The 13809-nt window shown below is 56.7% G+C and carries 13 protein-coding genes and 1 pseudogene; 12 read left to right on the top strand and 2 right to left on the bottom strand.

What is annotated here, in order from left to right; genetic code table 11:
* Window positions 1-6: 6 nt before the first annotated feature.
* Both GA0061100_RS28790 and GA0061100_RS28785 read left to right on the top strand, forming a co-directional pair.
* Window positions 7-555: pseudogene (locus GA0061100_RS28790) on the top strand (5-deoxy-glucuronate isomerase); the annotation flags it as partial.
* A 466-nt stretch (window positions 556-1021) separates the two neighbouring features.
* Window positions 1022-1435 (top strand): DoxX family protein, encoded by a 414-nt coding sequence (locus tag GA0061100_RS28785; RefSeq protein WP_075856278.1) that lies wholly within the window; start codon window positions 1022-1024, stop codon window positions 1433-1435.
* Window positions 1436-1702: 267 nt separating this feature from the next.
* Here the strand turns inward: GA0061100_RS28785 and GA0061100_RS28780 are convergent, their stop codons facing one another.
* Window positions 1703-2581 (bottom strand): helix-turn-helix domain-containing protein, encoded by an 879-nt coding sequence (locus tag GA0061100_RS28780; protein ID WP_159444814.1) that lies wholly within the window; start codon window positions 2579-2581, stop codon window positions 1703-1705.
* Window positions 2582-3106: 525 nt separating this feature from the next.
* On the opposite strand from GA0061100_RS28780, the gene GA0061100_RS28775 reads away from it, so the two are divergent.
* On the top strand, window positions 3107-3481 hold the full coding sequence (locus GA0061100_RS28775; RefSeq protein ID WP_075856276.1) for a cupin domain-containing protein: 375 nt from the start codon (window positions 3107-3109) through the stop codon (window positions 3479-3481).
* 157 nt (window positions 3482-3638) lie between these two features.
* Here GA0061100_RS28775 and GA0061100_RS28770 read toward each other — a convergent pair whose 3' ends face one another.
* On the bottom strand, window positions 3639-5042 hold the full coding sequence (locus GA0061100_RS28770) for an aminotransferase-like domain-containing protein (RefSeq protein ID WP_075856275.1): 1404 nt from the start codon (window positions 5040-5042) through the stop codon (window positions 3639-3641).
* A gap of 388 nt (window positions 5043-5430) precedes the next feature.
* On the opposite strand from GA0061100_RS28770, the gene GA0061100_RS28765 reads away from it, so the two are divergent.
* Genes GA0061100_RS28765 through GA0061100_RS28725 form a run of 9 tightly spaced genes read left to right on the top strand, consistent with a single transcriptional unit; the run spans window position 5431 to window position 13807 of the window.
* Entirely contained in the window at window positions 5431-5913 is a 483-nt protein-coding gene (locus tag GA0061100_RS28765; protein WP_075856274.1) for an MSMEG_0572/Sll0783 family nitrogen starvation response protein, read from the top strand.
* A gap of 60 nt (window positions 5914-5973) precedes the next feature.
* A complete protein-coding gene (locus GA0061100_RS28760; protein WP_075856273.1) occupies window positions 5974-7014 on the top strand; it encodes a Nit6803 family nitrilase in 1041 nt (346 codons plus the stop codon).
* Window positions 6950-8068, top strand: coding sequence for an MSMEG_0568 family radical SAM protein (locus tag GA0061100_RS28755; RefSeq protein WP_075856272.1), 1119 nt, complete (start codon window positions 6950-6952; stop codon window positions 8066-8068). Before GA0061100_RS28760 ends, GA0061100_RS28755 begins: the two co-directional genes overlap by 65 nt.
* On the top strand, window positions 8065-8607 hold the full coding sequence (locus GA0061100_RS28750) for an MSMEG_0567/Sll0786 family nitrogen starvation N-acetyltransferase (RefSeq protein WP_075856271.1): 543 nt from the start codon (window positions 8065-8067) through the stop codon (window positions 8605-8607). Before GA0061100_RS28755 ends, GA0061100_RS28750 begins: the two co-directional genes overlap by 4 nt.
* 2 nt (window positions 8608-8609) lie before the next feature.
* Complete coding sequence (locus GA0061100_RS28745) at window positions 8610-9584, top strand: sll0787 family AIR synthase-like protein (RefSeq protein WP_075856270.1); 975 nt, start codon at window positions 8610-8612, stop codon at window positions 9582-9584.
* Complete coding sequence (locus GA0061100_RS28740; RefSeq protein WP_075856269.1) at window positions 9581-10744, top strand: MSMEG_0565 family glycosyltransferase; 1164 nt, start codon at window positions 9581-9583, stop codon at window positions 10742-10744. The genes GA0061100_RS28745 and GA0061100_RS28740 overlap by 4 nt, the downstream gene beginning before the upstream one ends.
* Complete coding sequence (locus GA0061100_RS28735; protein WP_075856268.1) at window positions 10737-11021, top strand: MSMEG_0570 family nitrogen starvation response protein; 285 nt, start codon at window positions 10737-10739, stop codon at window positions 11019-11021. Before GA0061100_RS28740 ends, GA0061100_RS28735 begins: the two co-directional genes overlap by 8 nt.
* Window positions 11022-11032: 11 nt before the next feature.
* Window positions 11033-12307, top strand: coding sequence for an MSMEG_0569 family flavin-dependent oxidoreductase (locus GA0061100_RS28730; protein ID WP_075856267.1), 1275 nt, complete (start codon window positions 11033-11035; stop codon window positions 12305-12307).
* Window positions 12308-12355: 48 nt separating this feature from the next.
* Window positions 12356-13807 carry a methyl-accepting chemotaxis protein gene (locus GA0061100_RS28725; RefSeq protein ID WP_075856266.1) on the top strand — a complete coding sequence of 484 codons (1452 nt, stop codon included), beginning with the start codon at window positions 12356-12358 and terminating at the stop codon, window positions 13805-13807.
* The last annotated feature ends 2 nt before the right edge of the window (window positions 13808-13809 follow it).

Below are 13809 nucleotides of genomic sequence, written 5' to 3'. Positions count from 1 at the left end.
AAGACAATGCATGATCTTTTGCGCAAGCCTTTCGGCACCCATGGCAAGGTCCAAGAGATCACGCCGCAATCGGCCGGATGGCGCTATGTCGGCTTCTCGCTCTATCGCCTCCGGCCGGGTGAAACGGCTGACGAAGCGACCCTGGATCGCGAAGTGATCCTTGTCGTGGTCGAGGGCAAGGCGGCGTTTCACGCAGGGGGCAAGGATTGGGGTGTTCTCGGCGAGAGGATGAACGTATTCGAGAAAACACCGCCCCACTGCCTCTATGTCCCTGACGGCAGCAGTTGGCAGGCGACAGCGCAAACGGATTGCGTTATCGCGGTCTGCTCTGCGCCAGGTCTAAGCGGACACCCAGTGCGGCGGATCGGTCCCGATGGCATCACGCTGACCGCGCGGGGCAAGGGCGCCAACACCCGGCATATCAACAATATTGCCATGGAGAACGAGGACTACTGCGACAGCCTGCTGGTGACGGAAGTATTCACGCCGGCCGGCCATCGGTCATCTTATCCGAGCCACCGCCACGACGATTTTTCCCGCCAATCATATAATTACAAATAAATACTTTTTTCAATGTCTTAGGTGGCTATACGGCCCTTGCTGGCCATGCTGGCTGGCGTGGCTGAACTGGACAGAATGACCTAGGTGTTTCCGGTCCGATCAAGCAGGCCGATTCGCAAGGCGAGGACGGCAGCCTCGGTTCGATCGGCAATCCGGCCCGCCTTCGAAGCCAAGGCTCGACTCAAATGATTTTCAGTTGCTCGGCCATGGGGAACGCGAATCCATGAATCCCGAGACAGTGAAATAGGGAACATGCTTCTTTCGGTTGCTATGCGGAAGGCGAATCAATCGTGCAATTGGCGCAACCAATTTCAAATTGACGAACATGGAAGAGCATCGGGTCTACGATTTACGCCTCCAATAAACTATCCACCATGCGAACTAAGACTTCGACGCCACCTGTTTCCGTTAAGCGCATCGGTAACGGGTAGCAACTCACTTGTGCACAATGGAGAATAACTTGATTGACCATCGGACTGGCCCCTACGCTCTTCTCATCCTTCGAGTGACGCTTGGCGCACTGTTCTTGGCGCATGCCGGGCTGAAATATTTCGTCTTCTCTCCTGCCGGAACGGCTCAATATTTTACAAGCTTGGGTTTGCCGGGGGCGCTTGCCTACGTGACGATCGCCCTTGAGACGATCGGCGGAATTGCATTGATCATCGGGCTTTTCGCACGCTTCGCCGCAGTGGCGTTAATCCCGATCCTGCTTGGAGCAATCGTCACCGTTCACGCGGCTGCTGGCTTTTTCTTCACCAACTCTAATGGCGGTTGGGAATTTCCCGCCTTCTGGATAATTGGTCTGTTGGTGATTGCGCTTGGTGGTGACGGCGCGCTCGCTATACGTTCGTCCGCTCTAAGCAAAAGTGCTTAACGCCTCCCACCGCGCGTCGAACAGTCAACGCGCGGCCCTCCTTCCAAATGATTTTGGGATCACGTGTCGACGGCGCTCATTTGTAGGATTGCCCTCGACCGTCAAAGCACTTCCTTGCCGACAAATCTCGTCTTGATCTCCGGCCTTGATATCTTCGCCTCGCTATATGCGCTCCGTTTGACCCAACCTTACCGCACAGATAAATCAGTGAGGGGAGAGACACCTGTCCAAACGATGACGGCCCTTAGCGGAGTTCCCTCCTATAGGTCAAAGCTTACTTTTCCTCAGAGTATCGGAAGGAAGCTCGCCGTAGCGAACGCGGTACTCCCCGGAAAAACGTCCGAGTTGCACGAAGCCCCAACGGATTGCCACATCAGACACGCTACTGGCGGAAGGATTTGACGAAAGCTCTTGATGAACGGCCTCAAGGCGCAAATTACGAAGATATGACATGGGGCTCGAAGACTTAAACTGCCGGAAACCCATCTGCAGGGCACGGGCCCCCGTACCAGAAGCAAAAGCAATGTCTTCCAGCGTCAAGGGCTCGCTCAAGTGTGCCCGCATGTAGTCGATGGCGCGTTTAACATGACCCGGCGATGGAGAGGCGATATTGCCGTGGAGCTGTTCGGAAAAGTTGTTCGGAACCGACAACAAAAGCATTTGAAAGAATGACTCGGTCAGGTTCTTCATCACGATCGGCGAGCGTTGCAACGCGCTGTTTTCGGTAAGTCCTTGATGGATCAGACAACCAAGTTGTAAGAGCGTTGAGCCGGAGGAGGTGGACAGGTTAATTTCCGGATTGAAATCAAAATCACCGCTGACGGTCCTTTCAACAAGACCACACAAACGAGTTTGCATTTCGAGGCGGCATAGCACCGCGGTCGTGTGGCGGCGCCGTCCGAAAAAGCTCATTCCATCATTGTGGGCCCCATCCAGCACCGTAGCAAACCCAGGTGTGGAGTGAATCGTACCTTTTCTCGTTTCGATGAGAGACTCTCCAGAGTGGGGAAAGATGACTATCATCTTGTCCCCCGCCGTCCTCCGCCGATTGATGATCTCGCCACCATATTCGACGTTGATCAGAGTCAATGGGCCATTGGACACTGCATCGCAAGCAAACGAAAAGCCATATCCGGCGTGCTCCACGTTTACGATCGATGTTGGACTCGAAAGAACTCCCGAGAGCCTATCCGGATCAGTCCCACTCTCTAAGATTCGGGTGATTTTCGAAATGGGACTTTGCACGTCGCCCCCTGTGCCGAGAACTTGGAACGCCTTTTAAAATAAGACTGCGAGATTCACTTCTTCTATTACCCACAGAACCGGCGAGAACCGGATGAAAACTAGGTACCGTCTCCAGAAGCGATGCAAAATATGCGCGCACTTGACTAGCGGCTTATCACGCACCTCGTCAACATTGATCGGATAGTCGTAAATCGTTTTGCTATCTTTCTTGAAGAATGATCGCCAATTGAATGGTATGTTTTTGCGGCAGATAGTCAAGTTTTTCAGCGCCCCCGATCCTTAAAATGATCATTCGAACTCGAATACCCGCGATTTGATAGGAAAATAGTACGCAATGCCGGCTGTCTCAGTGCCATGTCACTCTGGCACGTGGTTTGCTTTTGTATGAGTGCCTCTCGGCAGTCAATTCGAGCAACGGAGATTGAGATGGATCACGGTTACTTCGCGCTGGATACAAATTCGATGGCATGGGACATCCTGGAGGTTCCAGAGATTAATGGAAAGCTCCCCTTGAAAACATGCAAAGTGGATGAGGAAACTGGGGTTGCAATCTGGAAAATAAAGTACCCGGCCGGATATACAACGGTTTCACACTGGCACAACTGCTCCCATGGCATCTATGTTCTCGATGGCATCTTGCGTACCCATGCTGGAGAATACGGCCCCGGAACATTCGTTTGGTTCCCGGAAGGGACGATTCAGTCTCATGGAGCCACGGAGATAGATGATGTCACATTCTTGTTCATCACCAACAAATCATTCGACATCCATTTCACGCATTTAGAAGGTGCACCAGCATGACCCTTGGCAAGTGCTCGGTCTCGTAACAACCAATTCCAAGTCCGCTACGGCAAGTTGCGGACTCACGACATGAACGACTACCCCATTTTCCAGTCTGGTGCTCTCGTCTTTGGCAAAATCAATCTGATAGAACGCGCCACGGATTAGGGACGCCGGACTAGAAGAAAGTTGCAGCCATTTCGGGCGGACTCTCAAGTGCGTGCGCCATAAATTCAATCGCTGACTGTAGACGCGACCGCGTGATCGGACCTCCGAGGCAAACACGAACTGCTTCCTGAGGTGGTCCGTCGACCGTGAATGCATCGCTTGCAACGACGCCGATACCAGAGTTTCGCATGTGGGAACCGAAGGTTGAACGTGTCCACCCATTCGTAAGCGGCATCCAGATGTTGAAACTAATCTTATCTGCGAGGTAACTTCCGGCCGGCAAAATGTTCCCAACCAAAGCTTGGCGTGCCGCGGCTTCGCTGCGGATGAACCGGAGAATTGTGTCGGCGGTGCCATCCTCGATCCAGCGAGTAGCGAGGGCGAGCATCAACGGCGATGCCATCACATTCGTCGCCCGCATGGCACTCAAAAAGGGCCAGGCGGATTTCGTGTCCGGTGCCACGATATACGCAACTCTCAAACCCGCGCCAATGCATTTTGCAAGCCCGCCGATGTGCCAAGTAAGATCAGGCGCCATTGTGGCGAGTGGCGGTGGCGAGTGCAACGGAATGAACCCATAGGCATCGTCTTCGATAATCGGCAGCCGGTATTTTCGCGCTACCGCGCAAATCTCCTCCCGTCGCTTGGTCGGAATGGTCAATGTCGTTGGGTTCTGCAAGGTTGGATTCAGATAAAGAGCCTTAGGCGAGCGCGTTTCGCATGCATTGGCGAGCGCATCAGGAAGAATACCATGTTCGTCCATGGGAAGCCCGCACATTCCGAGCCGAAGTTGGGCGGCAATCGAACGTATGCCGGGATATGTGATATTCTCGGACAGGATTGTTTGGCCAGGTTTGGCGAGCATGCTGAGAATCGCAAGTATCGCTGGATGCGCGCCCGGCGAGGCAAAAATCCGTTCTTGGGATGGCACCAGGGCCCTTCGGCTAAGCCAAGCTGCAGCCGCTTCTTTATCCACCTCTTCTCCACCGAAGTTTTGATAGCGAAGAAGTTGAATCAGATTGGATGCGACGGCGGATAGTCCCTCGCGCATCCGCTCGATCAGTACGCCATCCGTCGGCTCTGGGGGTAGATTCATCGAAAAATCAACGGCTGACACACGCCGCATGTCCGGTGCCGCGTCAAGTGCAAACCCGCGACGCTCCTTGTCTTGGCCGCCGGTCACGAATGTGCCTCGCCCAACATGTGATGCGATCAGACCGCGCTTCCTGGCTTCAACATATCCGCGCGCAACGGTCGTGAAATCTAAATCGAGTTGGCGCGCCAGATCACGTTGGGCGGGAAGCCGATCCCCCACCATCAGCAAGCCGCTTCTCAGATCCATCTCAATCAGATCCGCAATTGCCATATACCGCGGGCTGTTGCTTTTGCTCAGATCGGGAAGCCATTCTTTCATACTGCACCTCTTTTCGCGAATGACTGCATAAAAGGTCAATCAATCGTCGGCGTCCAGAAAAATCCATGGCCAAAAAGCAAGGAAATGTGCCTCCCCCGCATATTGCACAGAAATCGGTTACTAAGGCGCGCCGACGAGCAAGTATTGCTCCTCGAAAGACTGCACATTGATTGGGCCAAATTCCCGGCATCTTGCAATTAAAATAAACAATGGCCTGCCTTCGGGGAGGCCGCGCGTGTGGGTCGCCGCGATTATTGTGTGCATAATTGAATGGATTTGCCCATAAATTGATCGGAAGAAGCGCGGAAATCAATCTGGCACGCTGCTTGCACATCGACTGACGTAAACCCCGCATTGGGGAAGAGCGTTTCACTCAGAGGAGTCTCATATGCCCGCAGTCACCCAGCCAGCACACGAAACCGGAGATTTCTTCGTGGACTACGAAGAGAAGGTCTTCGAGGATGTTCAGGCCAAAGAGGGCGAGAAAGCCCTGATCACCTTTCACACCGTAGCTTTTGAAGGCTCTATCGGTCTCGTCAATCTGCTGCAGGCCAAGCGCTTGAAGCGAAAAGGTTATGAAACTTCAGTCCTGCTCTATGGTCCAGGCGTGACGCTCGGCGTGCAGCGGGGCTTCCCGAAGCTGGGGGACGAAGCATTTCCCGGCCATCTCAATTTCAACAATCAGATCAAAGGTTTTATGGACGAAGGCGGCAAGGTGTATGCGTGCCGTTTCGCCCTTCAGGCACTCTACGGTCATGGCGAGCCTGCGTTGATCCCCGGCATCCGTCCGATCAGCCCTCTCGATGTACTCGATCTCATGCTCCTGCACCGCCGCGAGGGCGCCGTAATCCTCGATACCTGGACGCTCTGATGACCACGCGCGAGGCGCCGGCTCGGCGCCTCGTATCCATTAAATCGAAAGGAGCTGCTTGTGGACAAGAAAATCGTGCGGGTCGCCGCTGCTCAGATAGCACCGGACCTCGTTTCCCGAGAAAAGACGATAGCTCATGTGCTGGAAGCGATCCGGAAGGCAGCCGCCAAGGGTGCCGAATTGATTGTTTTCCCAGAGACTTTCGTGCCGTGGTATCCTTATTTTTCCTTTGTTCTCCCACCGGTTCTCTCGGGCCGCGAGCACATTCGCCTCTACGAAGAGGCCGTCGTCGTGCCGTCTGCCGCAACAGATCTGGTGGCGAACGCAGCACGTGAATTGGGAATTGTCGTGGTGCTCGGTATCAATGAGCGCGATCACGGCACGCTCTACAATACCCAACTCGTTTTCGATGCGGATGGTCGCCTGATCCTCAAACGCCGCAAGATCACGCCAACTTTCCACGAACGAATGATTTGGGGGCAGGGCGATGGTTCCGGTCTCAAGGTGGTGGATAGCGCCGTCGGTCGCATCGGCGCGCTTGCGTGCTGGGAACATTATAACCCGCTCGCCCGCTACACACTGATGGCTCAACATGAAGAAATCCACGTCGCGCAGTTTCCTGGTTCGCTGGTCGGGCCGATTTTCGCCGATCAGATGGAAGTAACCATCCGTCACCACGCCCTAGAAAGCGGTTGTTTCGTCGTCAACGCGACGGGCTGGTTGACAGACGAGCAGATTGCCTCGGTGACCCCGGACGAAGAGTTGCAGAAGGCCCTTCGTGGCGGGTGCATGACAGCGATCATATCACCGGAGGGCAAGCACGTCGTGCCTCCACTGACGGAAGGCGAAGGCATCCTCATCGCCGATCTCGATATGAGCCTCATCGTCAAGCGAAAAAGGATGATGGATTCGGTTGGCCACTATGCGCGGCCCGAATTGCTGCATGTCTCGCTCGACAACCGGCCGACCGCTCCGTTGGTTACGGCTAACCTCCCGACGACCGATTTCTCCGCTGAACAAACAAGGACTGAAACCGATGGATACCAAGACGTCTCCTTCGACCGAAACGCTGATCAACGAGTTGCAGTCCTTCGGCGCTAGGCTGGTAGATCCGAAGGCTGGTCATGAAAGTCGACGCGGTGGCGCCGGTCCCTCGGACCACAAGGCGCTGACGATCGATGGCATGACCGTGATGGTGCCGGTTCACACAGCGCCGGCCTTCGAAAGCCCATATCTTGTCGAAAAGCCTGATGATGCCGGCAAGAGCCGGATCAGCCGTGACGGCAAGGTTCTTGGCGAAGTGAGCTTTCCGCTTCGCCCTCGGTTCTATGAACGCGCAACGGCCGACGGCATTCCCTATTCGAAGATCGCCGTTCTTCATGGCCGCGACGTGCTGGCAACGACGGTGTTGCAAACCTGCATACGCTACCAGAGCCGGACGAAGACATGCCAGTTCTGTGCCATCGGCCAGTCGCTTGCCGCCGGCCGCACGGTCGCTCATAAGACGCCGGAACAGCTCGCGGAAGTGGCGAAGGCCGCGGTCGAACTCGATGGCGTCAAGCACATGGTAATGACCACCGGCACGCCTAAGGGAGACGATCGGGGGGCAGCCATTCTTGCGGAGAGTGCGCGAGCTATCAAGGCGGCGGTGGATCTGCCGATCCAGGCGCAGTGCGAGCCTCCAGAAGACGACATCTGGTTTGAGCGGATGAAAGAGGCCGGCGTCGACACGCTCGGCATGCACCTGGAAGCCGTTACACCGGAGGTACGGGCTCGTATCATGCCCGGCAAGGCACAGGTATCCATCGAGAAATACATGTCGTCGTTCAAGGCGGCAGTGAAGGTGTTCGGGCGCGGTCAGGTCTCGACCTATATCCTGGCCGGCCTTGGCGACAGCCATGAAGCGATCCTCGATATGTGCGAAAAACTGGTCGAGATCGGCGTTTATCCTTTCGTCGTGCCGTTCGTGCCGATTTCCGGAACGCCGTTGGAAAGCCATCCGACACCGAAGCCGGATTTCATGCATTCGATCCTCCAGCCGCTTTCTGAAATGCTAGTTTCCGGCGGCCTTAAATCCGTCGACATCAAAGCCGGTTGCGGCAAATGCGGTGCCTGTTCCGCCCTTTCGACTTACGAACGGAGGTTGACGGCATGATGATTCATCCGATTCCGGAGTTCCGTTCGGCCGAATTTCAGGTGAAGTTTGCGACTTCTACATGGGAGCGCGAGCAAGCTTACGCTCTGCGGCGGGCCGTGTTCTGCCGGGAACAGGGCCTTTTCCAAGACGATGACCGCGACGAGATCGATGATCGCGCCATTCCAATCGTCGCTTTGGCAATGGTCGGGGTTGTGGCGGACGAAATCGTCGGCACGGTGCGAATTCACGAGACGGAACCGGGCGTCTGGTGGGGTTCGCGGCTGGCTGTTCATTCCGACTACCGCAAAGTTGGCGCCTTGGGCGCAACTCTCATTCGGCTAGCGGTGTCCTCGGCCCACGCCATGGGGTGCCATACTTTCCTGGCGAATGTACAGTCGCAGAATGGACTGCTGTTCCGGCGGCTGCATTGGCGAATCATCGACGAGTTCGAGATTTACGGAAGGCCACACCTGCGAATGCAGGCTGATCTCGGTCACTATGCGCCGTGTTTTTCACCCGAATTCGGTTTCGTGGCGCTGCCGAGAAAGGCCGCGTGACAATGACGGAAGACGAATTCAACGTGATCGTCAAGGGGCTGAAGGAGAGCAGTGGCATCGCAGCAAAATGCGATATTGCTTCGGTGGCCGACAGCCTTGGTCTAGTTGGCGGCAGCATTGCGGTCGGCGACGATTGCGCGGCACTGCCGAACGGTGATGACTACCTACTATTTGCTATCGAGGGCTTCATGAACGAATTCGTCGTTGGCGATCCGTGGTTTGCCGGCTGGTGCGGCGTCATGGTCAATCTTTCTGACGTTGCGGCGATGGGAGGGCGCCCAGTCGCTGTGGTCGATGCGCTCTGGGCGAAAGGCGGCGAAGGGGCCGAACCAGTTCTCGCCGGACTGAAGGCGGCGTCGGATGCGTTCGGCGTTCCGATCGTCGGTGGACACACCAATCTGAAAACTGACCGAGGGCAGCTTTCCGTTGCCGTTCTAGGCAAGGCAAAGTGCTTGCTGACCAGCTTCGATGCGAAGCCGAGCGAGCGCCTTATCGCCGTTATCGATCATCGCGGCCAATATCGAGAACCATTCAATAACTGGGAAGCAGCAACCAGCGCGCCACCAGAAAGGCTGCGTGGCGATCTTGATCTCCTGCCCCAGATTGCAGAGGCCGGGCTCGCGCGAGCTGCCAAAGATATCAGCCAGGGTGGCATCGTCGGTACCGCGATCATGCTTGCGGAATGTTCCGGCGTCGGCATCACCATCGATCTCGATGCGATCCCCGTTCCTGCTGGTGTGACACTTTCGCGCTGGCTCGCAACTTTCCCTAGCTACGGCTACCTGCTTTCGGTTCCGTCGGAACATGTCGATAGCGTCATGAGCATCTTCGCCAGCCGCGATCTAACGGCAGCGGTCGTCGGCACCATCGTTGAAGGCTCGATCGTCAGCGTTGCCTCCGGGGGTGAAACCTCCGTCATCCGCGACTACGCCGTTGAGCCGCTGATGCAATTAGACCGCAGACAGGCCGCAAAATGACTCGTCGGTTGCGCATTGCGATGCTTGCCCATTCCACCAATCCGCGCGGCGGTGTGGTCCATGCCCTTGCACTTTCGGAAGCCCTCTGCGATCTCGGGCACGAGGTGATCGCGCATGCGCCGGATGCGTCCGGTAAGGGCTTTTTTCGTTCGGCGCGTTGTGAGCTACGTGGCTTTCCTGTCAGTCCCGCACCATCGGACATGACAGCTATGGTCGAACAGCGGATCGAAGACTATTTGCGGCACTTCGAGCAACCCTGCGCAACGGAATTCGATCTCTTTCACGCTCATGATGGCATTTCCGGAAACGCGTTGGCGACTCTAAAGGAGAGGGGAAAGATCGCGGGCTTCTTGCGAACGGTGCACCATGTCGATGCCTTTACCGACCCGCGCCTGATGGACCTGCAGGCTCGCTCCATAGATTACGCCGACGTCCTCGTCACCGTCAGCGATCATTGGCGAGGCCATTTCCGGGAACTCGGACGAGAGGCGATATGCGTCGGCAACGGTGTCGATATGGTCCGGTTCAGGCCGGACCGGGACGAAACCGATCATCGGCTTGCCGTCCACCTGGCGGTGGGTGCTGGACCGGTGTTCCTGGCAGTCGGTGGAATTGAGACGCGCAAGAACACGCTCGCAATTCTCAAAGCCTTCGCACAGGTGAGAATCCTGCGCCCTGAGGCGCGGCTGCTGATTGCCGGCGGTGTCTCGTTGCTCGACCACAGTGGTTATCAGGCCGAGTTCAACAAAGAACTCAACGGTAGTCCCCACCTCGCCTCTGCCGTCAGCCTGCTTGGCGCAGTGGCCGACGAGGACATGCCGGCATTGTTTCGCCGCGCTGATGCGCTGGTCTTTCCCTCGGTGAAGGAAGGTTTCGGGCTCGTGGTGTTGGAGGCCATGGCTAGTGACGTACCGGTTGTTCTCTCCTCGATCGCGCCCTTCACTGAATATGTTCCGCCCGACGCGGCAGTCTGGTGCGATCCGCTAAAGCCCGCCTCTATTGCGGACGCCATGCTCGCCGCCCTGTCGGAAAACGTGCGGCGCAGGTCCGTAAAGGCCGGCCGGAAAGTTGCGGCTCGCCACGACTGGCGCTCGACAGCGTTGGCGCATCTGCCCGCTTATCACGCTCTTCTCGATCAGACGGAGACGATCCATGCCTGAAATGCGCTTCATCGTGACCTGGCCAGACGGTCGTGACGAAGAGTGTTATTCACCTTCGCTCGTCATTCGAGACTACTTCGGCGAGGGCGAGTATTACTCGCTGTCGGACTTCCTGTCGCGCAGCCGTGAGGCGCTGAGTATCGCCAGCGAACGTGTCCGAGCCCGGTATGGCTACTCCTGTTCGCTCGCGCTCGGCCAACTGGCGCGTATCGAAAGCCAGGCCTCAATCATTTCGGATTCCCAATCTCAAATTCTCATCAAAAAGTTCCTCGTATGAAAGGTGCTCCCATGTCCAACGTCACTCTCAAGCCCCATTATTCGACGGTTGTCGTTGGTGGCGGTCAGGCCGGCCTCTCCGCCAGCTACTATCTCGGCAAGGCAGGTGTCGATCATATCGTCTTTGAGAAAAAGACGGCGGCGCACAAGTGGAAGAGCGAACGCTGGGACGCCTTCTGCCTTGTAACGCCGAATTGGCAATGCCTTCTTCCCGACCATCCGTATGATGGAGCCGATCCCCATGGATTCATGGTCAGAGATGAGATTGTCGGCTATCTCGACCGCTTCATCGATAAGGTGAAGGCACCTGTGCTGGAAAATACTGAGGTGACGCTCATAGAACGCGATGGCAGCGGATTCCGTATCGAAACCAGCGCCGGTGTGGTTGGAGCAGATGCGGTCATCCTCGCAACGAGCCTGTACGCTAACCCATTCATTCCGCGGGCGGCGGAGAAACTGCCGGAGTCCATTCTGCAGCTCCATACGGCCAGCTATCGCAATCCCGAAATCCTTCCCGAAGGCGAGGTGATGGTCATAGGCTCCGGTCAGTCCGGATGTCAGATCGCGGAGGATTTGCATTTGGCGGGCCGCAGGGTGCATCTGGTTACAGGCAATGCTCCCCGTTGCGCGCGGCTCTATCGTGGCCGGGATGTGGTCGATTGGCTGACCGATATTGGCCAATACGACATCACCATCGAGCATGATGGCATGAACAAGAAGAAGCACGACACCAATCACTATCTGACCGGCCGTGACGGAGGGCGCGACATCGACCTGCGCAAGTTTGCGCAGGAGGGGATGGAGCTCTACGGCCGCATGGAAACAGTTTCCGGTGGGAAGATGATTTTCCGACCCAATCTGGCGAAAAACCTTGATGAGGCCGACCGCGTCTATAACAGCATCAACGCACTGATTGACCGGCACATCGCTGACCGCGCCATCGATGCGCCGCCACCGAGCGTCTATGAGCCGGTCTGGGTGCCAGAACGAGAAACGACGGAACTGGATCTTGAGGCCGCCGGCGTTACCAGCGTCATCTGGGCGACTGGCTTCACGCCGGATTGGTCGTTTGTGTCGCTGCCAATCTTCGATGGAACGGGTTATCCCGTTCAGCGTCGCGGCGTTACGGGCATTCCAGGAACCTATGTGCTGGGTTTGCCCTGGCTTTGGACATGGGGCTCCGGCCGGTTCCTCGGCATGGCGAAGGATGCTGAGTACATCGTCGACGATATTGTCTCGTTTATTGGCCTGAACCGTGAAACGCGCAAGCGGGTCGCCGCAGGCTAATAGCAATCGTTTGGGTTAATTTCCCATGGTGCAGGGGGAGCGGCAGGCATGAAACGGTTCGTCAGCGTTCTCCGAAATGTAATAGCCGGCGGACTCCCGCCGGCAGCGACTTCGCGCAAGGTAGATCTTGCAGGCGAACTGCGCACCATTGCGCTGGATAGCCACAAGGACCCGGTATTCATCATGGCTGATGGCATAATTGTCGAGGCCAACCCAGCCTGCGTCACGATGTTTGGTGGCGGGCGGCGCGATCAGATCATCGGCCAAAAGATCACGGACAGACTGGGTTCGCAGCAACCCGACGGACTGGAGCTTCGGGCATCGCTTGACACTTTCAACAAGACGTTCGCGTTAGATGGCGTTGCTCGACGGCTTTGGAACTTCAAGCGTCTTGACGGAAGCATCCTCACCGCCCGCTCCACGCTGTCGCCGTTGGCTCAGGCCGAAAGGCGATGCACGCTTGCCGTGTTGGAAGATATCACGCTCTTTCACGCAGCCGAACAACAGATACGCATTGCTGAAGCTGAGCGAACCCGCATTGTGGCGGCTTTAGCCGGTGCCCTTTCCAAGGTTGCGGCCGGAAACTTGACCGTGCGGATCGACGACGTTTTCCCCGCGGAATACGAAGATCTTCGCCGCGATTTCAATGCGGCGGTAAATCAATTGCATGGCACGATCGGTAGTCTTACGCAGACCGCCGCAACCGTCCATGCTAACGCTGGAGAGATACGCGCAGCCATGACAGCGCTTGGGCACCGCGCCGTGCAGCACGTCGGCGGCCTTGAAACGGCTGCCGCTATTCTGGATGACGTCTTCGGTCATGCGCGATCTTCTGCGGAGCGCCTGTCGGACGTGCACGGCGCGTTCGTTTCGACTAGAGAGGAAACGCAAAAATGCGCGGCGGCGATGACCGAAGCTCAGGCCGCCATGACGGAGATTGACAGATCTTCGCGTCAGATTGGCGCAATCGTGGCGCTAATCAATGAGATCGCAACCCAGACACGGCTGCTGTCTCTCAACGCCTCGGTAGAGGCAGCTCGAGCGGGTGAAGCCGGAAGTGGCTTTGGGGTCGTCGCGAACGAGGTCCGCAATCTCGCCCAGAAAGCGGCAGGTGCAGTCGAGCAGATCGCCGCCCTGATCGCCGTTTCACAGCGACAGGTCTCCACCGGTTCGGCCCTCGTCGAGCACGTCGACCAGTCGTTTCGTTCGGTCGTAGACGCCCTGGCACAGATGAACAGCAATGTCGAAGCTGTAGAACACACATTTTCTCGGCAATCGGAGCGATTGAGCGGAGTAAACGATACGGTCGCAGAAATGCGGGATGCGACTCTACGGAACGCCGCAATGGTAGAGGAAGCGAACGCTGCCTGCATGCTCCTTACTGAGCAAGGCGATCGGCTCACAGGGCTGACGAGACAATTCCGAACTGCCTCGTCAGATGGTTACGACACCAGCACGTTTGCAATCCCTGTAATATTGAAGAAGGGGGGCCCCGTTTGAAC

Source organism: Martinezella hainanensis (assembly GCF_900094555.1).
Taxonomy (GTDB): domain Bacteria; phylum Pseudomonadota; class Alphaproteobacteria; order Rhizobiales; family Rhizobiaceae; genus Rhizobium; species Rhizobium hainanense.
The sequence above is the reverse complement of the archived record's forward strand: the minus strand, read 5'-3'. Positions and strand labels throughout refer to the sequence as shown.

What these genes read in the sequence shown, in the direction of transcription:
- GA0061100_RS28775 (WP_075856276.1), top strand. Translation starts at nt 3,107, where the DNA reads ATGGATCACGGTTACTTCGCGCTGGATACAAATTCGATGGCATGGGAC.
- GA0061100_RS28770 (WP_075856275.1), bottom strand. Translation starts at nt 5,042, where the DNA reads ATGAAAGAATGGCTTCCCGATCTGAGCAAAAGCAACAGCCCGCGGTAT.
- GA0061100_RS28765 (WP_075856274.1), top strand. Translation starts at nt 5,431, where the DNA reads ATGCCCGCAGTCACCCAGCCAGCACACGAAACCGGAGATTTCTTCGTG.
- GA0061100_RS28755 (WP_075856272.1), top strand. Translation starts at nt 6,950, where the DNA reads ATGGATACCAAGACGTCTCCTTCGACCGAAACGCTGATCAACGAGTTG.
- GA0061100_RS28750 (WP_075856271.1), top strand. Translation starts at nt 8,065, where the DNA reads ATGATGATTCATCCGATTCCGGAGTTCCGTTCGGCCGAATTTCAGGTG.
- GA0061100_RS28745 (WP_075856270.1), top strand. Translation starts at nt 8,610, where the DNA reads ATGACGGAAGACGAATTCAACGTGATCGTCAAGGGGCTGAAGGAGAGC.
- GA0061100_RS28740 (WP_075856269.1), top strand. Translation starts at nt 9,581, where the DNA reads ATGACTCGTCGGTTGCGCATTGCGATGCTTGCCCATTCCACCAATCCG.
- GA0061100_RS28735 (WP_075856268.1), top strand. Translation starts at nt 10,737, where the DNA reads ATGCCTGAAATGCGCTTCATCGTGACCTGGCCAGACGGTCGTGACGAA.
- GA0061100_RS28730 (WP_075856267.1), top strand. Translation starts at nt 11,033, where the DNA reads ATGTCCAACGTCACTCTCAAGCCCCATTATTCGACGGTTGTCGTTGGT.
- GA0061100_RS28725 (WP_075856266.1), top strand. Translation starts at nt 12,356, where the DNA reads ATGAAACGGTTCGTCAGCGTTCTCCGAAATGTAATAGCCGGCGGACTC.